The organism is Pseudomonas sp. PK-RTE-24 (genome assembly GCF_054052265.1).
In genome coordinates, this window is record NZ_CM133224.1 from 916092 (window position 1) to 938919 (window position 22828).

17 protein-coding genes are annotated in these 22828 nt (G+C 58.0%); 7 read left to right on the top strand and 10 right to left on the bottom strand.

The annotated features are described in order from the left end of the window. Positions 1–37: 37 nt before the first annotated feature. Together tsaE and ACV8MC_RS04055 are read right to left on the bottom strand one after the other, a co-directional pair. A complete protein-coding gene (gene tsaE / locus ACV8MC_RS04050) occupies positions 38–508 on the bottom strand; it encodes a tRNA (adenosine(37)-N6)-threonylcarbamoyltransferase complex ATPase subunit type 1 TsaE (protein ID WP_016771950.1) in 471 nt (156 codons plus the stop codon). Next, complete coding sequence (locus tag ACV8MC_RS04055; protein WP_457264540.1) at positions 496–1995, bottom strand: NAD(P)H-hydrate dehydratase; 1500 nt, start codon at positions 1993–1995, stop codon at positions 496–498. Before ACV8MC_RS04055 ends, tsaE begins: the two co-directional genes overlap by 13 nt. 63 nt (positions 1996–2058) lie before the next feature. Here ACV8MC_RS04055 and queG point away from each other — a divergent pair, with 63 nt between their 5' ends. Next, positions 2059–3159, top strand: coding sequence for a tRNA epoxyqueuosine(34) reductase QueG (queG, locus tag ACV8MC_RS04060; protein ID WP_315435154.1), 1101 nt, complete (start codon positions 2059–2061; stop codon positions 3157–3159). Positions 3160–3214: 55 nt separating this feature from the next. Here the strand turns inward: queG and ACV8MC_RS04065 are convergent, their stop codons facing one another. From ACV8MC_RS04065 to orn, 6 genes are all read right to left on the bottom strand, one after another. Further along, complete coding sequence (locus tag ACV8MC_RS04065) at positions 3215–7957, bottom strand: RHS repeat domain-containing protein (RefSeq protein ID WP_457264542.1); 4743 nt, start codon at positions 7955–7957, stop codon at positions 3215–3217. A gap of 80 nt (positions 7958–8037) precedes the next feature. Continuing rightward, on the bottom strand, positions 8038–9024 hold the full coding sequence (locus tag ACV8MC_RS04070; protein WP_457264544.1) for a hypothetical protein: 987 nt from the start codon (positions 9022–9024) through the stop codon (positions 8038–8040). A 341-nt stretch (positions 9025–9365) separates the two neighbouring features. Then, on the bottom strand, positions 9366–11885 hold the full coding sequence (locus ACV8MC_RS04075; protein ID WP_457264546.1) for a hypothetical protein: 2520 nt from the start codon (positions 11883–11885) through the stop codon (positions 9366–9368). A gap of 185 nt (positions 11886–12070) precedes the next feature. Then, entirely contained in the window at positions 12071–13096 is a 1026-nt protein-coding gene (locus tag ACV8MC_RS04080; RefSeq protein ID WP_056787539.1) for a hypothetical protein, read from the bottom strand. 177 nt (positions 13097–13273) lie between these two features. Further along, entirely contained in the window at positions 13274–13888 is a 615-nt protein-coding gene (locus ACV8MC_RS04085) for a trimeric intracellular cation channel family protein (protein ID WP_177342722.1), read from the bottom strand. Positions 13889–13990: 102 nt separating this feature from the next. Beyond that, positions 13991–14533 (bottom strand): oligoribonuclease, encoded by a 543-nt coding sequence (gene orn / locus ACV8MC_RS04090; protein ID WP_016771957.1) that lies wholly within the window; start codon positions 14531–14533, stop codon positions 13991–13993. 107 nt (positions 14534–14640) lie between these two features. Here orn and rsgA point away from each other — a divergent pair, with 107 nt between their 5' ends. The 3 genes from rsgA to ACV8MC_RS04105 all read left to right on the top strand — a co-directional run bounded on the left by rsgA (position 14641) and on the right by ACV8MC_RS04105 (position 17430). Continuing rightward, positions 14641–15672 carry a small ribosomal subunit biogenesis GTPase RsgA gene (gene rsgA / locus ACV8MC_RS04095; protein ID WP_024011360.1) on the top strand — a complete coding sequence of 344 codons (1032 nt, stop codon included), beginning with the start codon at positions 14641–14643 and terminating at the stop codon, positions 15670–15672. Positions 15673–15985: 313 nt separating this feature from the next. Beyond that, positions 15986–16945 carry a caspase family protein gene (locus ACV8MC_RS04100; protein WP_056787534.1) on the top strand — a complete coding sequence of 320 codons (960 nt, stop codon included), beginning with the start codon at positions 15986–15988 and terminating at the stop codon, positions 16943–16945. Beyond that, complete coding sequence (locus tag ACV8MC_RS04105) at positions 16945–17430, top strand: toll/interleukin-1 receptor domain-containing protein (RefSeq protein ID WP_041480739.1); 486 nt, start codon at positions 16945–16947, stop codon at positions 17428–17430. The genes ACV8MC_RS04100 and ACV8MC_RS04105 overlap by 1 nt, the downstream gene beginning before the upstream one ends. 60 nt (positions 17431–17490) lie before the next feature. Here the strand turns inward: ACV8MC_RS04105 and motB are convergent, their stop codons facing one another. Together motB and motA are read right to left on the bottom strand one after the other, a co-directional pair. Then, positions 17491–18531: a flagellar motor protein MotB gene (gene motB / locus ACV8MC_RS04110; RefSeq protein ID WP_315435159.1), complete on the bottom strand. Its 1041-nt coding sequence runs from the start codon at positions 18529–18531 to the stop codon at positions 17491–17493. Positions 18532–18534: 3 nt separating this feature from the next. Further along, positions 18535–19386 (bottom strand): flagellar motor stator protein MotA, encoded by an 852-nt coding sequence (motA, locus tag ACV8MC_RS04115; RefSeq protein ID WP_024011357.1) that lies wholly within the window; start codon positions 19384–19386, stop codon positions 18535–18537. A gap of 166 nt (positions 19387–19552) precedes the next feature. Here motA and ACV8MC_RS04120 point away from each other — a divergent pair, with 166 nt between their 5' ends. Genes ACV8MC_RS04120 through asd form a run of 3 tightly spaced genes read left to right on the top strand, consistent with a single transcriptional unit; the run spans position 19553 to position 22828 of the window. Further along, on the top strand, positions 19553–21091 hold the full coding sequence (locus ACV8MC_RS04120; protein ID WP_150638291.1) for an HDOD domain-containing protein: 1539 nt from the start codon (positions 19553–19555) through the stop codon (positions 21089–21091). 42 nt (positions 21092–21133) lie between these two features. Then, positions 21134–21949: a thiosulfate sulfurtransferase gene (gene rhdA, locus ACV8MC_RS04125; protein ID WP_076565369.1), complete on the top strand. Its 816-nt coding sequence runs from the start codon at positions 21134–21136 to the stop codon at positions 21947–21949. 18 nt (positions 21950–21967) lie between these two features. After that, on the top strand, positions 21968–22828 hold the full coding sequence (gene asd / locus ACV8MC_RS04130) for an archaetidylserine decarboxylase (RefSeq protein ID WP_024011354.1): 861 nt from the start codon (positions 21968–21970) through the stop codon (positions 22826–22828).

Consider the following 22828-nt stretch of genomic DNA (forward strand, 5'->3'; position numbering starts at 1 on the left):
CCACCAACGCGCGAAAGCGCATACCAAACCCCATCATTTAATTGGATTCCAATGCCAAAGCGGCACACCAGGCCTCGCCACGCGAGCCCTGGGCTAAAATTTTCAGCGAACGCCCGCTGTCTTGCGGGCTAATGGTAATGGTCAGGTCAGGCTTTGGCAAAAAGCCTGCACCTTTATCGGGCCATTCGATCAGGCACAGGGCATCGTCTTCGAAGTAGTCGCGGATGCCGAGAAACTCCAGCTCCTCGGGATCGACCAAACGATAGAGGTCGAAGTGGAAGGCACGTATGTCACCGATCTCGTAGGGCTCGACCAATGTGAAGGTCGGACTTTTTACCGCGCCGACATGCCCCAGCCCACGAATGATGCCCCGTGACAGGGTGGTTTTGCCCATACCCAGATTACCTTCAAGAAAAATCAGGCCATGGCCCTGGGTGACGCGGGCGATCCGTGCGCCAAAGTCGCTCATTGCCTGTTCATCGGCCAGGTACAGGGTTACTTCAGACACGGTGCTTGCTCCTCCAACAACTGACGAATGGCTGGAATCAGATCACTGGCCGCCAGCCCACGGCCGAATTTGCCTTGTTGCATACCCGCGTTGGCGTGCAGCCAGACGGCCAGGCATGCCGCATCGAACGCGTCCATGTCTTGGGCCAGCAATGCGCCGGTCAGACCGGCCAGCACATCCCCCAACCCGCCCGTGGCCATCGCCGGATGGCCCTGATGACATAGGGCCAGACGCCCATCGGGATGGGCGATCAGACTGCCGGCCCCTTTCAGAACCACTACCGCTGAATACTTTTTGCTCAACGCCAGAGCAGCGGCCGGGCGATCGGCCTGCACCTCGGTGGTGCTGACGCCAAGCAAGCGCGCCGCTTCACCCGGATGCGGGGTGATCACGCTATCCTTGGGCAACTGGACAAAATCGCTGGCCAGCAGGTTCAACGCGTCAGCGTCCCACACTTGCGGCAACGCAGCATTGGCGGCCGCCGACGACAGGGCACGGCCCCAACTGGCCTGACCGAGACCCGGTCCGACCACCAGCACCGAAACCTTTTCCAGCAGCCCCATCAGTTGATTGGCTGACGAAGTGCCGAGCGCCATCGCCTCCGGGACCCGAGTCAGCGCCGCCGGCACATGCTCTGGGCGAGTCGCCAGCGAGACCATGCCCGCGCCGCCGCGCAAGGCCATTTCCGTGCTGAGCAGAATCGCTCCGCCGAAACCGTGATCGCCGCCGATCAGCAACACGTGGCCAAAGCGGCCCTTGTGCGAGGTCGGCGCGCGCGGCGCAAGTGCTGGAAGATTAGCGGCGCTCAGGCGCTGAGCGCAGACAGGAATGTCACTGAAAATTTCGTCGGGGGCTTGCAGGTCGCTGAAGACCAGCTCACCGATATGATCCGCAGCATCACCGGTCAACAGTCCGACCTTCATACCAATGAAGGTCACCGTTAGATCGGCGCATACCGCGACACCCAGTTCACACCCGGTATCGGCACACAGCCCGGAAGGAATATCGACCGCCGCTACCGGCAAGCCGCAGGCGTTGATCGCCTTGATCGCCGAGGCATAGGGCTCACGCACTTCGCCGCTCAGGCCAGTGCCGAGCAAGGCATCGAGGACGACACCGCGCAGCTCGCTTTGCCCCTGCCAGCCTTGCACCACAACACCAGCAGCCACGGATTCGGCATGGGCCAGTGCGGCATCGCCCTGCAAACGTTGCGGATCGCCGACGGCGAGAACGCGCACGGTCCAGCCGGCCCGCAGCGCCAACCCGGCCACCAGATAACCGTCACCGGCATTGTTGCCATGGCCGGCGAGCACGGTCAGCTCGTTCGCGCCCGGCCATTTGCGCACCAGTGCGCGCCACGTCGCGCGGGCGGCGCGTTGCATCAATTCGAAGCCCGGCGTGCCGGCGGCGATCAGCCGCGCGTCGAGTTCGCGCACCTGCGCGGCGCGGTACAGCGCGTCGGGTAATTCATCTTTCGTCTGCGGCATGCGTCTTCGGGCTCCGATGTCTGGCAGAATTATACGCACCTCAGCTCCGGTTTCTCTCGCCTCATGTCCGCCATCACCACAGACCTGCCCGCCCTCGCCCAATCGATCAAGGATTGGGGCCGCGAGCTGGGCTTCCAGCAAGTCGGCATCAGCGGTCTGGACCTGACCGAACACGAGCAGCATCTGCAGCGCTGGCTCGAGGCCGGCTACCACGGCGACATGGACTACATGGGCGCCCATGGCAGCAAACGCTCGCACCCGGAAGAGCTGGTGCCGGGCACGTTGCGCGTGGTTTCCCTGCGCATGGACTACTTGCCAGGCGATACCGAAATGGCCAAACGCCTGGCTGAGCCGGAGAAGGCTTACGTGTCGCGTTATGCCTTGGGCCGCGATTACCACAAATTGATCCGTAAACGTGTTCAACAATTGGCCGACAAGATCCAGGCGGAGATCGGCCCGTTCGGCTTTCGTGCGTTTGTCGACAGCGCACCGGTGCTGGAAAAAGCCATCGCCGAACAGGCTGGACTGGGCTGGATCGGTAAAAATACCTTGGTGTTGAACCGCAAGGCCGGCAGTTATTTTTTCTTGAGCGAACTGTTCGTCGACCTGCCGCTACCGGTGGACGAACCACACAGCACTGAACATTGCGGGCGTTGCACCGCATGCCTGGATATCTGCCCGACCAATGCCTTTGTCGGCCCGTACGTGCTGGACGCCCGACGCTGCATTTCCTATTTGACCATTGAGCTGAAAACCGCGATTCCCGAAGAATTGCGGCCATTGATAGGCAATCGGGTGTTTGGCTGCGATGACTGCCAGATCGTCTGCCCATGGAACCGCTTCGCTCGGCCGACTGGAGAAAGCGATTTCAAGCCACGGCACAATCTCGATAATGCCGAGCTGGCTGAACTGTTCATGTGGGATGAAGAAAAGTTCTTGAACAGCACCGAAGGTTCACCGTTGCGGCGTGCCGGGTACGAGCGCTGGTTACGCAATCTGGCGGTGGGACTGGGGAATGCGCCTTCATCGATTCCTGTGCTGGAAGCGTTGAAGGCGCGACGTGATTATCCGTCAGAGTTGGTCAGGGAACATGTCGGGTGGGCACTGGAACAGCACGCCCACCGCGCGCTCGCAAAACCGGCAAGCGCACTGTTCAAATCGTAGCCGGGCCTTGAGTGTTCCTGCTTTCGCTTTGTATCGTTTCGTTGCGTGCTCCGACTTACTTTTTTTCCTTTAAATGACCACCCAGCTGGTTGATGACCGCGATCCGCTCCTTGGCGTTTTCGGTCATATATATTCGGTCTCCTTGCGACAGATAGAGATGCATCGGCTTTGATGCTGAGCCGGATGGACCATGCATGGGCGTGTATTTGGCATGAATCAGCGCTGCAGAAGACGTCGGGGAGTTACCCGCCTCAATGTGCTGCATGAAAGTTTCGGCCTTTTCAAGCAAGCCGGTAAGGCCCTCTTTCTCAAGGATGTTCTTTTTGGGGTCGACCCTGACGAGTGACCATGGTTTCTCGGCCTCTTCCTGAACGGCCGCGCTGGCCTTCGCCTTCGCCTTGGCCGCCGCCTTGTTTCCCTTACCCTTGATCATGCCTCGGGCCATCTCTTGACCCGCTGCTTTGGAGCCTTTACTACTCAGGCCCTGCTTGAAGGCGCCAGCCAGTTTCCTGCCAGCATTGATGCCCGCTTTGGCACCAGCTGCCAGCCCTGCCCCCACCGAAGCCAGCCCAAGACCAAAACTGATCCAGCCCAATATCTCGCCCGCTTGAGAACCCGGTGCGAGTTCATTGACCACCTCGCTGGCAATACCCGCCAGGCCTGAAGCAACCGCCAGCCCCAATGCCGCCACTGCCCATGGCGTCGCCGCGCCCATCGTCACCACGCTGGCAACAATTCCGAGAACACTGAGGCCGATGCCCAGGATCGATTGCCAGGAGATATGCCCGGTAGGGTCGACACGATTGACAGGGTCGCCCAGGCAATAACTGTAGGCATTCAATCCGCCCGCGCCAAATGGACTCATGCTGTCGGGGGCGAGAAAGCGCATCAGTGTCGGACTATAAGCCCTGTAACCGTTGCCCAGCAGATACAGCCCGGTAACCGGATCCAGCTGTTCGCCGTTGAACCCTGCAACGCTGAACAATCCACCTTCGGCGGGACGATGCCCATAAGGGCTGTAGGCGCAATCGGTGAGCTGCTCCTTGCCCAGCGTTGCCAGCACACTTTGCTGCTGATCGGTGGCGTATAGCTGCGTGTCGGGGTTCAACCCCGATTGCTGTTGCCCCACGAGCGCTCCACCGTGACGCACAACACTCGTTGAACTTTCACCACGCACCTCGTTGGCAACCCGGCCTGCGTAGTAGTAACGCTGCACAATTGCTTTTTCGGGTTGCGACAGCTCCACCAGATCGTCGAAACCGTCGTAATGGTAGCCACGAATCACTGATCCCCCTGCGCTGGACAGCTGCTCGAGACGTCCGAACGCGTCATAGGCCAGCGTTCGCGCCTGGTCGTCCTTGATCATCCTGCCGTTGGCGTCGTATTCCAGCGTCACTGCCGAGGGATAGTCGACGTGGGAATGTTTGACGGCGCTGAGCTGTGCAGGATCAGGGTTGTCGTAACTGAAGGTGGTCAGATTCATCCCCAGCGGGAACTTCGTCTGCACGGTGAGGATGTTATCCAATGCATCGAAGGTGAATGTCTGGCGGACAATTTCCTTGCCATACGGATCGCGCGGCTTTTGCGTGCCGGCACAGTCGTACTGGATCAAGCGCCCGCGCACATCGTAGGTGAACTGTTCATCACGTAACACTTGAGTGCCACGTCTGGACACTTTCTGCGCCAGTTTGCCAGCCAGCGTGTAAGTCGATTCCAGGGTCTGGTCTGGCTGTCCTTGAGTCTCGAATGTGCGGCGGGTTTCACGCCCGATATCGTCATAGGCAAACCGGGTGATCATTTGACGCTTGATGGACGTTTCTTCGGTTTGCGTCCAGTCCAGCATCCCCGTCTGCGCGTTGTAGTGGAATTCGGTTTTAAGCGAGCCCTGGGAGGTGGATAGCAGGCGGCCGTGCTTATCGTATTCGGATGTGCTTTCGACTCCGAGCACATTGACATGGTTGATCGGTCGCCCCTGCAGGGACCAGCTACTGGAGGTTGCTTTGGTGATAGCGCCGAGGGTCGTCGTTTCGGTTTTCACACGCCCGGAGGGGTGATAGGCGAAATTGCGCTGTCTGCCGTTTTCGGTACAGGTCAAGGGATTGCCACTGAGGGGGTCATACGTCATGGTCGTGACCAGATCCCCTGCCTTGCGCTCAGTCAGCAGGCCGCCCAGTTCCCGCAAATAAGTGAATTCGGTCTTTTTGCCATCAGCACTCCTGTACCACTGCGGCTGGGTGAAGCCCGCTTCATAACCAGCCTCGGACTTACGTCCGCCAACGGTACTTCGGATCAAGCGACCCAGACCGTCATAAGTTTGCTGCCCCAACACTTTGTCAGCGACCTTGATGTTGATCGGCAGACCTTCATCACTGTGCCCGGCGTAGTCGGTCACGACCGCAGTGGCGTCGGGCAGGACACTGCGGGTTATCCGGTCAAAAACGTCGTACTCATATCGGCTGGTATTGCCGACAGGGTCTGTCTGACTGGTTGTGCGCCCGTAGCCGTCATAGGTGTACACGGTTTTGCCGAGACTTTTGTTCTTCAGATTGAAGCTCTCGACACTCAGCGGTTTACCGAAATCATTGACGAGGGTGATCGTCTTGCCCATCCCCTGGAGCCAATGGGTCTGCCGGCGAAGAACCGGGTCCACCTCGCTGTGTTCGATACGTCCATCATCGTGCAGCGTCTTGCTGACCTGGCCCCAGGAATCGAATTCGTAGCCGGTGCTGACCGGATAAGGCTTGCCATCACGCCAATCAGTCAGCGTCACTTTGACCTTGTGGCCGACCGAATCATGCAGCGCAGAATAAAGCGTGCGTGTCTGAATCAGACCGTCCTTGTCGGGATGGTCGCAGTCCTTTTCCTGAACGGTGATCACCCGTTCCATCCCGTCATAAGTCACTTTTTGCTCGCCGCGAGCAGGATCCGTGGTCACCATTGTCGCCGGATGCTGTTTGCTGGCAGCCAGATAGGTCCACCGGGTAACGGCCGCATATGGGGTGCCGCCAGCAACCGTTTTGCCCACTGCCCGACCGATTGCGTCGTACTCATGCTCGATGTGCTCGCCATCGACACCGACTTCAGAGACCTGTAATCCGGTCAGCGTCGACAGCACTTTCTCACTGGTCTGCAGCGTGCCGTCAAATCCGCGCGTGCTGGACCTGACTCGCAACCTGTCACCCTCAAGTTCATAGGAAAACTCGATAGCGGTTTTTTTATCATTCAGGATGACACTCTGCTCTTTCGTGGCTCCATGCTTGAGTGGATCCCCGGGCGTATTCAAATAACTGCGTGCGGTTTTCGAACGCAATACCTCAACGCCTTCCAACACTTCACAAAAACGCTCCTCGACCGGTAACACGGATGCCAGTTCCGCACCGTCCAGCGCCGGATGCAGCGCGTAGTCGTAGTAGGTGACTGTCGAAGCACCATCGGATGCGGCAGCAGTCACCGTCCTTTTTTTCGGGAATCTGGAAAAGCCCAGCGGATCCTCTGGGCAGTTATCTCCACCACTGGCCGGATAAAATTCCGTGGTCGTCGTCACCCCAGTGGGCTCGACCTGCTTGAGCAAGTTACCTTCGTCATCGAACTCGGTGACGGTGGTTTCCACACGCTGCTGTTGGGTGCGCCGATCGAGGTACGTCACCGTGTGGACTTTAGGCATGCGGAACTGAGCCACCTGCTCACTGAATGGCTTGGTAATGGAACAGTGATACTCCGTGGTGGTGGCGATCTGAGCGTCACCACAGGTTGTAACCTCAGCCACCAACAGATGGAATTTGTTGTAGGTGCGTTTGATGCGGGTATGTACTTTGCCGCTGACCAGCAAGTGCTCGTCCGAGGTGTAGACGTAGTGGCCGGGCGCCAGATAGAGAGGATCCAGATCACTATCCTTGGCAGGAAGGAGGCCCTGCCCAAGGAAGTTATGGTCGGAGTACGTGTAGGTCTTGCAAAGTCGGGGCTGGCCGCGCCCAGGGTAGACATCGTGAGCAATCACAAACGGCAGTGTCCGTTCCACACCGCTGATGAAGCGGTGGCCGTGCCGCTTGTAGCGAATGATTTCGACCCCGCGCAGCGGATTGACGATGCGATGAACATAGCTGGCTCCAGCGATGACTTCATACTCAAGGTCCCAACCCTTACCAACCGGCAGCTCGATGGCCGTCACTCGAGAGTTCTTCAAGATCAGCTTGTAGTTGGAACTGGAAGTAGTGTCGGGATGCCGGGACAGCGTCACCTGACCTGCCGCGCGGGTGATTTTCAACAGGCAGCGCTTGGCATCACGGACTTCGGCCAATCGGGGAAACTGGTTGAACAACTCATGCTTCAGCGTAATGCTCACACCGTTCGCCGCTATTATTTTTTCCGCGACGGCGACCTGAGTGCCGGCCAGGACTTTGAGCAGTTCACGCCGGCCATCCTTGTATCGAACTTCATAGCGTCCTGCTCCAGCGACTGACACTTTCGCCGTTTGCAGTTTCATTTCCTTGAACTTAAGGCCGGTAGACGTCTCGACAGCCTTGTAGCGCTCACCGTTGGACAAGGTCATCACTTTGCTGCGCAAGTCATAATTGGTCAGTGTCAAAGACCAGCCAACGCCGAAACCACTATCCGCCTGATTGAGCGGATTAAAGCCCACTGAAAGTGCAAGCTCCGGACCATTGAGATCCGCCGAGTGCAACTTGCCAAGCGAAAATGCGCAGGTGTACATGCCCGTGCGGGGATCAACGCCTCCTGAAACAAATTCACCAAAGTTGAAAGCGTTTGAATGAACAGAGGGAGAGAAATTACTTTCCATTGGTAAACCGTCCTTTTATTTCCAGACTTAGGTTGAGCAGTTAAAACTGGCCAGCAAAAAGCGCCGACCACACAACGAAGTCAGCTAAGCTGCTTCATTGACCGCCTGGATTGATCCAGAATAAAAGTGAGCCGCTCTTTATCACCATCGATACAAAGGCGGTGCTCCGTACCGAACTCATCGAACACGGCAAACTCGAATGCGCTTTCATTTTCCCGTGCTGCTTGCGGGTCAGCGGAAAGATATTGAATAAGGGTTAACTGCCCAGGCACCTTATTGATAGGGACGGTAACGTAGCTTAGGGGACTGCGGAATGTTGCTTGCACGCCATATATCGGTGCCATATAGCCATAAAAAACTTTGCGACTACCTTGTATTCCGGGGATATTACCGGACACATAGACTTGCACCGCCTCTTCGGAATCATAAGGATCAAGTTTCACCTCACTGCTGTACCAGTCAAGGAGGTGAATCTGCCTGCCTTCAGCGCGCAGGGCAATATGATAATGCTGAATCGAATCGTATCGACCCCTCTGCCGTTTCTCATCATACTTGCTCAATGAAAAGCTGCTCAGCGAGTACTCTTTCGGAGGAATCGCCTCCAGCGTGACACTGCTGTCGAAACCAACCCCATTACTTCGCAATACCACGCCATTCAAGGAGATCTCGGCAGCCACTTCCATAATTCCAGGTCGGGAAGCCGAGACCCAGAACTGGAAAATCTGTACCGGATCTGCGGCGTTGCTTACCTGGTTGTCACTAACCCGAGGGAGTTCTGTCAGGCGCGTTGCACCACCCGACATTTCGTGAGCGTAACGATTTTCCTGAATCGAAACACTCCAGTCTCCCTCCAGAGGCCGAGCACCGTTGTAGGCAATCAGCCGCAATGACGGCAATGCAGGATGTCCATGCAGCGATACGCCGTCGCCATTGTTATCGATACCGTGCAGAAGCACCAATACACGCACCTGCATGCGACCGTTGGCATAAAGCACTTTGTGCTGGCCATGATTTGTGGCGTCGAGCTTTACCTCGATACGGGAAATACCAACTTGCTCATCAAACATCTGATAACACCTCAGCCGATTAATATATTTCGCCCTTCAAGGGCTGGGCAAAGTATTAACGTCGAATTTAAATATAAACAGCCGCGACATTTGACATTTTGTGAAAAAGCAAACTTTCAACATCATCTTTAATAATTCACACAGATACTAATAACTTCAAAAAATGCGATCTGCATGTTACGAGATTCAACACTAAGCCTTTCGCCCCTTTGATTCTGGCCCACGAAGGCCTGTTACCCCTTCCGAATTCAATCAACCCGAACCGGAAGGGGAGTCAGCGAGTAGCTTATGTTTGCCAAATCATGTTGGCAGCGTGATCGATCCGTTACTTTCGACAACACTCAGTCGCTATCTGGACCTGTCGAAAATCCGCTCTCCGATGACTCACTATCGGAATCAACGTCTGAAACTGTTTCTTCCGTTTGGATTTCCACTTTCCGGTCCATACTGGAATTTTCAAGATATTGATTAATCCGCCGCATCGACTCGTCACTCAGCGGATTGTTCAATAAACCAACATATAGATCTTGAGTATCCGGAATATCGAACAGATCGCCCCCTACGTCTGAGATATTATTATCCTGTAACGCCATGACCCGAAGATCTCCGAGCCTGTCTATACCGGAAGGCAGGCTGGAGAGATTGGCGTTATATAGCATCAACTCGGTCAAACCTGTCATGAAGCCTACATGCGGAGCAACTGTCAGAGGGTTGTTGGCCAGATTCAACAAAGTGAGCGTCTCGATCCTGGACACACCTTCAGCCGTCGCTTCAGATAATTCAAGCGAGCAATCGTCCAGCACCAGTTGACGCAACTGGCGCATTTGGAATATCCCTGACGGGAAGTCCTCCATTTTTATGCCAGTGACCATCAAATATTGAACATTGGGAAAACTGTCAAAAAAAGCGCCGATGCGTGCGCCTGGTGTTTCTACAGTCAATATCAACTCTGTTACATAGTCGAACCTAGCGGATAATCTTGGTAACTCACCAGTAAAATCGACATGATGGGAAAAATGATAGTCACCGTAACCCCATCTCGAAACCGACTTGCGTCGCCAGATATCTTGCAGTTTTGCGCTAAATTGCTCGCGAGCCTGGCGCTGTTCTGCGATCTGCATTGCGTCCTGCGAAGAGTCCGCTTGGGTCGATAATCCTTCCGCACTCCAGATCGCCAATTCATTGCGCAATATTGCGAGGTCTGTCTCCAGGCGCGCTAAAACTGTGGACGGCTCAGATCCCAGGCGCTCGGAAACGAACGCGGCCAACTCCTTGTCAGCAAGCTGCGGATAGAGGCTACGGACACGTTCCACAACGGATCCTGTCAACATCGGGTTGACATCGCCGCCGCCTCGCAGCCCCGCTTGCGCGTATTGGGCGCTGGCCGGAACAGCCGTTACCTGCACCGGTGCCAGTCCCAACAATTCGCTCACGCGTTGGCGCGACGGCAATGGCTGTGCGCGTACCAGTTGCCGCAGAGCCGCACCACCGCCCTGCGCTACACCGAGCAACTGGCGCTGCCCGGGCAGTAAAAGGCGCCAGACGGCGGCATACAGATCCATCCGATCCTGAGGGGATGCGATGCCGCTGCGTTGGATAACGTAGCCTTCATGCTGACGAATCAATATGTGACGCACTGGCGATCGAGCATCGCCAATAGCACTCAATGACTCACCCTCTGACGCTTGCAGACGAATCTCGATACGAATCTGTCGCGGCCACTGATCAAGCTGCCCGAGCATCTGCAAAGCCAGTTGGTCACTGTCCAGACTGGCTACCGCATCCAGATAGATTCCTTCGCACGCCCTGGCGAGACGCACCTCGCGTAGCGCCACCAGCGTTTTTTCTGCCATGTGCCTCGGCATTCCCGGCCGCAGGCGCAAATGCCTATGGTCGGCGGCACTGGCCTCTCGCCACAATGCCTGAGCAATCGTCTTGGGCAGATGAGGAAAAATCCGTCGCATCTGCAATGTGTTGTCATCGCAATCGAGTTCGAACGCCCGCTCGCTCTGCTCAAAGAGCAAAGCGCGGGACTGTTCGATAACACGCTCGCTCAGATCAGTTGCCTGTAGCGTTAACAAAGCCTGCAGTTGTGAATCGGCCTGCGCACGCACGGTCGGATCGGAATGTTGCACTTGGGTGATGAACTGGCGGATCTTTTGATCGAGGGCGAAGCGCCTCGCAGTGTCCTGCAGCAATGCCAGCGAAGCGGGATGAATGTCGGACCTGTGCGCCATCATCGCGTCGACGCCGCTCACGGCAAATATGCGTTGGGTCATCAGTGGAGGGAAATCCTTTATTGAATACTCCGTGCCGGGAAGCTCTGTCGTGCGATTTTGTCCGGTAAAGACAGTTGCAACTGGATTGGCCGACTCAGGATCATCCAGCGGATGCCACAAACGGCCCTCGCTGTCAGGCCTCAACAGCGGACCGGAAGGATGCAGTTCTCTGGCATGTGTGGCGCGAAACAGGCCGCTCTCGGGGTCTCGGACCACTTGTACGATGTGATTGTCAGCGACGGCAACATACTGACGCTGCTTCATGATTGCGATGCCCCATGCATCGGTCTTGTCGAGACGCTCTTGCGTGGGTATCCAGTAGTTCTCCAGCGAATTCCTTGCGGACACACTTGCGAACTCGTCGATCGTGGAATATTTCGGCCTCGTGCTCACACTGATGACAGGCATCACTGCAAGCGAATCTGAAGAAGATGGCGAAGGCAAGGGTCCCTGATGATGTGCAACAGTCGAATGCGGCATTGTCGAAGACGGGTTCAGAGCCCGGGGCAGGCCATCCCCGCTGGACTCGATGGGTCTGGTTGGGGCAGATACAGGTTTGATTTTCGGCGGTTTGCCAGTCATGAATGCTCATCCTTGAGGAGTGGTGACGCTGGCCACACATCGCTGCGGGGCCAGCGCAAGACATCAGATAAAGCACTTTCGTGCATATGCCTGATCATCGAACATGGCAGCTTATCTGCAGCCGCGATGCCAAACGCATATACAGCTACTACATCCCAAGACATTGCATCAATGGATGATGAAACTCAGCCTCGCTGAAGAGACAAATTGCGCTCATAAAAACTCACGCGAATCGCCAACTTATGCCCGGTACCATATTCATCGATAGCGATAAAGTAGAGGACACTTCCATATTTTTGCGCACCGGTATTTTCCGAGTATTCGGATAACGCCTGCACAATAGTGAGTTCTCCGTCGCTTTGCGTATTTACTTTGTAATGCTTGTGATTCCATGTTTGCGCATCGCCGGTGAAAGCATATACAAACGGATCACCCCTATCAGGCAAGGTGACGGTCACACTGGTTTTTTCGGGACGGACGAAAATGCACTTCATATAATTTGTTTTGATTTCGTTAAGCCTGTTCCCGCCCGCAAAATCGAGGTTTTCGCCCTCTTCAGCCCCCTCGACCATCCAATCGACCAGGCGGATTTGCTTCCCGTCCGGGTACAGCCCCAGATGGTACTTCCAGATACGATTACCAGGCGACTCATTACCAATCCTGTTCTGATACAACTGAAAGACTCCATATGTCGCGGGCTTTTCAGCCTCCAGAGTCACGCTGCTGTAATGAACACTGACAGGGGTGGTTCCGTTGCTCAAAATCCTCTCCCCGTTGAGAGACAGGCGCGCACCGACCTCAGTCGTTCCGGCGCTCGACGAGGAAACCCAGAACGTACGCACCTGTGGATGAACGCTGTCATTCTCAAGATCATCATCGTGCCTGTCCAAGGCATCCGGTGCAGGCCGTGCCTCACGCGTAAACCGCCCTTGGACCGCGCTCGCGACCCAACCATCGCGCAAGGTCTTGCCGGTCGCGTAATGAATAAGCTGGATGCTTTCCATTACATCTTCCGGTACATGCACAGCGTTGCCGTCGGCGTCTACTCCGGCAACCAGCACCTGAACTTTGACTTGCATCCGACCATTAGCGAAAAGTGCCCTGCTTTGAGTGTTATCACTGGCGTCAAACTTGACCTTCAGACTGGACAACCCCACAAGAACGGGCGAAGTGTTTTGTTGATTACCTGTAGCATCCATGCTTTCACTCATAATACAGCTCCTCTGTGAGAATATAACTTGATAGTGACATCGAAAACATGTCAGCAAAAAAAGTTACATACCCACCAAGAAAATATCAAAGTGAAAAGTGTAAGAAATATGCGTGCACCAGCCGCCGGCAACTCATATGCCTTTAAACCAGCCTCCAATACACCAACGCAAGAATGATCAATGTTCGTCGTTATAGACGAACTTCGGCATTTCCCAATGGAAACGGATGGCCAGCAGACGTAACAGGAACCCGCCAAACAAAGTGATCAGGATGGCTTGTTCGCCCGGCACATTTATATAAAGACAAAACATGTAGCACCATGCCGCAGCGAATGAAACACTGGCATAAAGTTCGCGGCGAAATATCAGCGGAATGTCATTGCAGAAAATGTCGCGCAGGATGCCGCCGAACACACCGGTGATGACGCCGCTGACCGAGGCCACCAGCATGCCGTGGCCCATTTCCAGCGCTGTCATGCAACCGATCAAGGTAAATGCCACCAGCCCCACCGCGTCGAGCACCAGAAACAGCGAGCGCAGGTGACGCATCCAGCGTGCGGCAAACACCGTAAACATCGCCGCCACCGAGGTCAGCACCAGATATTCCGGGTGTTTGACCCAAGTCAGCGGGTAGTGCCCGAGCAACACGTCGCGCACCGAACCGCCACCGAGCGCGGTGATGCAGGCGATCAGCACCACGCCGAACCAGTCCATGCCTCGTCGTCCGGCGGACAGCGCGCCAGTCATGGCTTCGGCGGTAATGGCGATCAGATATAGCATCAGCAACATGATGGCAGTCCAGGCAGGAAGGCGCGCAGTCTAGCCATTTCGGCGCCGCACCAGAAGAGGGCGCGCCTCTCGCGAGCAGGCTCGCGAAGGCGGAAAGCCGCTCCCTCAGAACTTGATGAAGTGCTTGCGGTAATGCTGCAACTCGGCGATCGATTCGCGAATGTCGTCCAGCGCCAGGTGCGTGCTGCCCTTCTTGAAGCTGTCGCGCACATCCGGAGCCCAGCGCGCGGCCAGTTCCTTGAGCGTGGAGACGTCGAGGTTGCGATAGTGGAAGTAGCTTTCCAGCGCCTTCATGTGGGTATAAAGGAAGCGACGATCCTGGCAGATGCTATTGCCGCAGATCGGCGACTTGCCCTTCGGCACCCACTTTTCCAGAAAGGCGATGGTCTCAGCTTCTGCCTCAGCCATGCTGATGCGGCTGTCGCGCACACGCTGGGTCAGACCGGAGTTGCCGTGGGTGCGGGTATTCCACTCGTCCATGCGCGCGAGCACTTCGTCGCTATGGTGGATGGCAATCACCGGACCTTCAGCCAATGTGTTCAGCTCACTGTCGGTAACGATAGTGGCCATTTCGATGATGACATCGTTGTCCGGGTCCAGACCGGTCATTTCCAGGTCGATCCAGATCAGGTTCTGCGGGTTTTGCATATTCGGGCTCCTAGGCAATGCTGCGCAGTTTAGCCTAGGCCGATGGCCGGGCGTGCTAAACTCGCGGCCGTTTTACCTAATCGCTGCATTCTTCAGACGGAACACCCATGGCCAAACGCCAACTCAATCGTCGTCAAAACTGGCGCATCGAAAAGATCCAGGGCGAGCGCGCCGCACGCGCCGCCAAACGCGAGTCCTCGGCGGTCGAAGCCCTCGAGGGCGGCGACCTTGGCCCAGAGCAACACGGCCTGGTGATCGCCCACTTCGGCGTGCAGGTCGAAGTCGAAGCCGTCGACGGCGAACTCGCCGGTCAAGTGTTCCGTTGCCACTTGCGCGCCAACCTGCCAGCGCTGGTCACTGGCGACAAAGTGGTCTGGCGCGCCGGCAACCAAGGCATTGGCGTGATCGTCGCGCAACTGCCGCGCAGCACCGAACTGTGCCGCCCCGACAGTCGTGGCCAGCTCAAGCCGGTTGCCGCCAACGTCGACATGATCGTCATCGTTTTCGCGCCGCTGCCCGAGCCTCACGCCAACCTGATCGACCGCTATCTGGTCGCCGCCGAACATGCCGGTATCCGCCCGCTTCTGCTGCTGAACAAATTCGACCTGATCGACGAGCAGAACGCCCCGGCGCTGAACGCGTTGCTGGCGGTGTACCGCACGCTGGGTTATCCGGTGCTGGAAGTCTCGGCCCACCACGGCGACGGCATGGAGCAACTGCAAAAGCAGCTCGACGGGCGCATCAGCGTGTTCGTAGGCCAGTCCGGCGTCGGCAAGTCGTCGCTGGTCAACAGCCTGCTGCCGGAAGTCGAAACCCGCGTCGGGCCGTTGTCGGAATTGTCCGGTCAGGGCACGCACACCACCACCACCGCGCGCCTGTTCCACTTCCCTGGCGGCGGCGAACTGATCGACTCCCCGGGCATCCGTGAATTCGGTCTGGGCCACGTCAGCCGCGCCGATGTCGAAGCCGGTTTCATCGAGTTCGATGACCTGCTCGGCACTTGCCGTTTCCGCGACTGCAAGCACGACCGCGAACCGGGTTGCGCGCTGCTCAAGGCGCTCGAAGATGGCCGCATCCAGCAGCAACGGATGAACAGCTATCGCTCGATCATCGCCAGCCTGCCCGAAAACGGTTATTAAACAGTCGCGCCGGCAGCCCCGCACCACGGGCTGCCGGTTGTCGGACCGCATCTGAATCAGCTCTCCCCCACTTAAACATAAGCCTCTGCTGTAGGCTTTTGCGCGGCTGCTTGCAGGACCTTTCTGTTTTGCCGCGCAGACCTTGTAGGCCTGAGCCAGCGGCCTACATTCCTTTCCTCCTTCGCTCACAGCGACCTTCGAGGAAAGCCATGCCAACCTGTGTTTTATTCATCCGCCATTCGTCTCGCTACATCCACGCGTGCAGTGCCCACAGCATCGTCGGCGCGATCCGCCTGCACACGGTGGTATGAGCATGCGCAAGGCACTGTTCATCGGCATCAACGATTACACGCATATCGGCGGCCTGAGCGGCTGTTGCAACGACGCCATGGCCATGGCATCGGTGCTGAAAACCAATGCCAACGGCGACCCCAACTTCAAGAATGTCGTGTTGACGTCCGCCGAGGATTATTTGAGCCGGCAAAAACTCGAAGACCAGATCCGCGAGTTGTTTTCCGGTGACTGCAACGTCGCTCTGCTGTATTTCGCCGGCCATGGCGGTTTCGACGCGGACACTGACGAAGGCATGTTGATCGCGCAGGACTACCGCAACGCCAAGGACGGCATCCGCATCAGCGACATCCTCAACTGGGCGGACAAGGCCACGCGGATCAAAAACAAAGTGATTATCCTCGACTGCTGCGAAAGCGGTTCGGCCGGCGAAGTGCGCGCCTTGCGCAGCGAGAGCAGCATGGTCAGCGAGGGTATGACGATCCTCACCGCCTGCAAAAAAGCCGAGCCGGCAATGGAGGGCGCGCAGCACGGCGTGTTCACCGGCCTGCTCCTGCAAGCGCTGCACGGCGGCGCGGCGAATATCCTCGGCAAAATCACCCCCGGCAGTCTGTATTCCTTTGTCGACAACGCCCTCGGCGCCTGGGAACAGCGTCCGGTGTTCAAGACCAATGTGTCGCAGTTCATTTCCCTGCGCGAAGTCTCGCCGCTGATCCCCAAGGAGATCCTGCGCAAATTGCCCGACTGGTTTGCCGAAGCCGAATCGGTCTACCCGCTCGACCCCAGCCATGAGCCCACCGAAAAGGCGTTCGTGCCTGAACATGGCGAGGTCTTTGCCCAGTTGCAGAAGTGCAACCGCCACAGCCTGATCGAGCCGGTCGACGCCGAGCACATGTACTACGCCGCCCTCAACTCCACCGGCTGCCGCCTGACGGCACTCGGCGCCTATTACCGCGAACTCGCCCTCAAAGGACATTTCTGATGCCAGTCTTTATCAGCTATCGCCACATGGATCGCGCCCATGCGATCGCCATCAACACCCGCCTGACCCAAGCGAAGATCAGGACATATCTCGATGTCCTCGATCCGGAATCGCAGACCACGGACGACATTACCGGGGTCATTACCCGCAACATCACCGAGTGCACGCATCTGCTGGCGGTGGTATCGGAGACAACTGCACTGTCGTGGTGGGTGCCGTTCGAAATTGGCGAGGCGACGATCAGCAATCGGCGGATCTGTACGTTCAAGACCGGACCTGCGCAACTGCCGATCTATCTGGACAAATGGCCGAAGCTGAGCACGGCCAGCGATCTGGATTTCTTTATCGATGCGTATCGTGATGAGGTGTCGAACAAGCGGTCGATGGCACTGGATTCGATCAGCGAATCGGTGAAAGGGGCGTACAAGCGCGATGCAGAGATGTTTCATGAACAGCTGAAGAACCGGATTCGTCGGGGATTCTGAGACTGTGCCGGCCTGTGATAGCCACAAAAAAGCCGACATCACTGTCGGCTTTTTTTTCACTTACTGCTTCGGCGCAGGCACCGCCCCACCCGGCTCAGCCGGTTTCGGCGCCGCATCGTCGAACAGATTCAACCGCTCGCGCAACTCGTGAGCTGGCACTGGCTGTTTGTCCGCCGGCAACGCATTCGGATCAACCGGGGCTGCCGGAGCAGCACCGTTCTGCCCCTGATCCGCCGGTTTCGCTGCCTCAGGCCCCTGCGCACCTTCGATGGCGGCCTGGGCTTTTTTGGTCAGTACGACAATGTCGATCCGGCGGTTGACCGGGTTGAACGGATTTTCCCGATCGAACAACGCCGACGAGGCATAACCGACCACCCGCGCCACCTGCGCATCCGGATAGCTGCCCGCGACCAGGGCACGGCGAGCCGCATTGGCGCGGTTGGCCGAGAGCTCCCAGTTGCCGTAGTCGCCAGTGCCAATGTACGGCTTGGCGTCGGTGTGGCCGCTGATGCTGATCTTGTTCGGCACCGCTTTGATGGTGTCGGCCATGGCCAGCAGGATGTCTTCAAAGTACGGCTTCAGGCGTGCGGACCCGGAGTCGAACATCGGCCGGTTCTCGGCGTCCATGATCTGGATGCGCAAGCCGTTCGGGGTGATCTCGAAAAGGATCTGATCCTTGAACTTCTGCAGTTGCGGGTTCTCGTCGACCTTGTTCTGCAGTTCTTGCAGGAGCAGTTCGAGACGCTCCTTCTCGACCTGCTCGGCCATGCCTTCAACCTGATCGGTATCGACCGTAACCTTGTCCGGTTGCGGTTGCGACTTCACTTCCGGGTTGAGGGTATTTTCCGGCGCCAGGGTCGGCGTGCCACCCAAGTCGATGATGTACGGCGTGCCGCTTTCGGAGAAGCCGACCGGGTCCTTGAAATAACCGGCGATGGCGATCTTCTGTTCCGGCGTAGCGGTGGACAGCAGCCACAGCACGAGGAAGAACGCCATCATCGCCGTGGCAAAGTCGGCGAAGGCGATTTTCCACGCCCCGCCGTGGTGCCCGGCGGCAATGCGCTTGACGCGCTTGACGATGATCGGCTGATTATTTTCCATGACTTAGCGACCGCGAACCGCTTGTTCCAGCTCGGCGAAGCTTGGACGGTGCGCCGGGTACAGAACCTTGCGCCCGAACTCGACCGCCAGCGACGGCGGCATGCCGGACGCCGAAGCCACCAGCGAGGCCTTGATGGCTTCGTAGACGTTGAGCTCTTCCTTGGCATCGTGGGCCAGGGAATGCGCCAGCGGACCGAAGAAACCGTATGCCGCGAGAATACCGAAGAAGGTACCGACCAGTGCCGCACCCACGTGCAGACCGATCGACGCCTGGTCGCCCTCGCCCAGCGAGGCCATGGTCACCACGATACCGAGTACCGCCGCAACGATACCGAAACCGGGCATGCCGTCGGCGATGCCGTTGACTGCGTGCGATGGGTGCTCGAGGTCTTCCTTGAGGCTGTACAGTTCCATGTCGAACAGGCCTTCCAGTTCGTGCGGAGCCATGTTGCCGGAGGACATGATGCGCAGGTAATCGCAGACGAACGCGGTCATGCGTTCATCCTTGAGCACCGCCGGGTACTTGGCGAAGATCGGGCTCGCGGCGGCATCTTCGATGTCGCCTTCGATTGCCATCATGCCTTCACGGCGGCTCTTGTTGAGGATTTCGTAGATCAGCCCGAGCACTTCCAGGTAGAAGGTGTGGGTGAAGCGCGAACCGAACATGCTCAGGGATTTCTTGAGCACGTGCATCGTCATGTAACCGGGGTTGGCCTGGAGAAATGCGCCGAGGGCCGCACCGCCGATGATCATCACCTCGAAGGGCTGGATCAGGGCGGCAATCTTGCCGTGGGAGAGCACGTATCCGCCGAGCACGCTCGCGAATACGACGATGATGCCGATAATTTTAGCCATAGGTAGAAGGTACTTGTTTAAGTCGGGTTCAAGGTCATATTCGGAAGTTAAAAAATCTCTTCTTCTACTTATCGGCAAAACTGCGCCAGACTATAGCCAGTTCAGGCGAAAAGCCAATTTAGCCCATGCCGGGCGCGTCTACAGTCAGTGAAGATCTCGTCCAGACATGGCTAATGAAACGAACATTCCATCGGTAATACCGACCACGCTCCAGGCTTGGGTCAAGCTGCTCGACAGCGTCCGCCTGCCCGTACCACAAGAGGCTCACGACAAAGTCTGCCGGGCGATCCGCGACAATCGCAGCTCGCTGCGCGACATCGCCGATCTGATGCAGGACAGCCCGGCGCTGGCCTTGAGCGTCATCCGTGAGGCGAATCGTCACACCCACGGCACCATGGCCGCGCCGGCGGAAAATCTTGAGGTGGCAATCAATCGCCTGGGCCTTGCCCGCACCGAAGAATTGCTCGCGCGCCTGCCCGCCGAACCGCACCGGCAAATCCCCAAGGGTTTGCGCCAATTGCAACTGATCAGCCAACACGCGACACAACAGGCCAACGGTTTTTTTGCCAGTCGCCTCGCGCGGCTGTGGCAGGACATTCATTGGGGCAGCTTGCTGTTTTTGTCGCCGCTGTGGCCCTTGGCACTGACGTATCCGCAGTTGCTCGAGGAGTGGGAACTGCGCGTGATCCACAAGGGCGAGTCGGCACGGGTGGTCGAAAAGCAATTGTTCGGCGTGCGCCTGTTGAAGATCGCCGAGGCACTGGTCCACGCCTGGCATCTGCCGATCTGGGTCGAGCAAGGCTACAAATTGCTGCTCAGCGAACAACGCGAACTGGTCAAAGTGCTGCGCATCGCCCGCGACAGTGAACACCCGCTGCGCCAGCAGAATCGCCTCGACGATGACCCGACATTGCGCCGCTGGCTCAACCAGCCGGCGAATACCGTGCTGCTGGCCAATGGGCTGGCGCTGTCGGCGCAACAGGCCTGGGACAGTCCGCACAGCAAGCGCTGGCAGTACCTGACCAGCCTCTATCTGCAGATTTCCATGGACGAAGTGCAGCAACAGTTGCACCAGCAAGCGGCGAACAGCGCGCGTCAGCATGCGATGCCCGATTTGTGGCACCCGGCGGTTTCGCTGATCTGGCCGTGGGGCACTCGTCGCTTGCCGGCCGGCATGCTCCCGGCAGCAGCGCCGAATGCGGATGACTTGGGCCAGTGGCGTCGGCAATGCGCCGAACTGCTCGCCGAACCCAGCCGCTTCACCAATGCCATGAGCCTGACCGTCGCCGCCCGCGAGGCACTGGTGGCCAGCGGCATGCGCCGGGTGATGATTCTGATGGCCGACCGCACGCACTCGACCCTGCGCGTACACCAGACCGCCGGTTTGCCGAAGGATGCGGCGGCGCTGAGTTTTGTCGTCAGCCAGAGCAAAGTCCTGCAACGCCTGCTCGCTCAGCAGGCACAGGTGCGGATCACGCCGGAGAACAACGCACAATTCTCGGCCTTGTTACCGGCGAGCCTGCGCACGCTGTTTCGTGGCGAACATCTGTTTCTGCGTTCATTGGTCAACAATGGTCGGGTGATCATGATCGTCGTTGCCGATCAGGGCGGCGGCCCCTTCGCCGACATCACTGTGCAAGCCTTCGGCAAAACCGCGCAGTGCATCGAAAAAGCCCTGCACAGCTTTAGCAGCCGTGGCCAATGAGCCTGCGCTACAATCCTCCCCTTTGTGCTCTGGAGACCTCACATGTCTGACTTCTCTGGCTTGCCGCTTGTCATCGAGCCGAGCGACCTGCTGCCGCGTCTGGAGTCCCCGGAACTGATTCTGGTGGACCTGACCAGCCCTGCCCGGTATGCCGAAGGTCACTTGCCCGGCGCACGTTTTGTCGACCCGAAACGCACCCAGCTCGGCCAGCCACCGGCGCCCGGGCTGATGCCGGCGAAGGCCGATCTGGAAGCGTTGTTTGGTGAGCTCGGTCATCGCAAAGACGCGGTCTACGTGGTGTATGACGATGAGGGCGGTGGCTGGGCCGGACGCTTCATCTGGCTGCTCGATGTCATTGGCCACGACAAGTACCACTATATAGACGGTGGTCTTCCGGCCTGGCTGGCGGACGGCATGCCCATGTCGATTCAAGTGCCGGCCGCCGTCGGTGGCCCAGTGTCGCTGACCCTGCACGACGAACCGACCGCCACCCGCGAATACCTGCAAAGCCGTCTCGGCGCGGCAGATCTGGCGATCTGGGACGCGCGTGGGCCGCTGGAATATTCCGGCGAGAAAGTCCTCGCCGCCAAGGGTGGCCACATCCCCGGTGCGGTCAATTTCGAATGGACTGCCGGCATGGACCAGACGCGTCAGTTGCGTATCCGCAGCGACATGCCGCAGATCCTCGAAAACCTCGGGATCACCAAGGACAAGGAAATCATTACCCACTGCCAGACCCATCACCGGTCGGGCTTCACTTATCTGGTGGCCAAAGCCCTCGGTTATCCGCGGGTCAAGGGCTACGCCGGTTCCTGGGGCGAATGGGGCAACCACCCTGACACGCCAGTCGAGATTTAAGGTTTTTAAGGACAACTAATGAAAGAGCGTCTGTTTATCCTCAGCCAGTACCTGCTGCCGCATCACCTGCTGTCGCGCCTGGCCGGCTGCATCGCCGAATGCCGCGTGCGCTGGTTCAAGAATGCCTTCACCCAATGGTTTGCCAAGCGTTATCAAGTGGACATGTCGCAAGCGCTGGTCGAAGACCTGACCGCTTACGAGCACTTCAACGCCTTCTTCACGCGTGCCCTGAAAGACGGCGCGCGTCCACTGGACGAGACCCCGGGCGCAATCCTCAGCCCGGCCGACGGTGCGGTCAGCCAGCTCGGCCCGATCGAGCACGGTCGTGTGTTCCAGGCCAAGGGCCACAGCTTCAGCGTGCTGGAGTTGCTCGGCGGGGATGCGGCCAACGCAGCGCCGTTCATGGGCGGCGACTTCGCTACCATTTACCTGTCGCCTAAGGACTACCACCGCGTGCACATGCCGCTGGCCGGCACCCTGCGCGAAATGGTCTACATCCCGGGCCGCATTTTTTCGGTGAACCAGACCACTGCCGAAAACGTCCCGGAGCTGTTCGCCCGCAACGAGCGCGTGGCGTGCATTTTCGATACAGAACGCGGGCCGATGGCCGTGGTGCTGGTCGGTGCGATGATTGTCGCTTCGATCGAAACCGTGTGGGCCGGTCTGGTCACGCCACCGAAGCGCGAGCTGAAAACCTTCCGCTACGACGAAGCCGCACGCGCACCGATTCATCTGGAAAAAGGCGCGGAACTTGGGCGCTTCAAGCTCGGTTCGACGGCGATCGTGCTGTTTGGCCCGGATCAGGTGAAGTGGGCCGAAGAGCTGGTGGCCGGTTCACCCGTGCAGATGGGCCAAGGCCTGGCACTGCCAAAAGCGTGA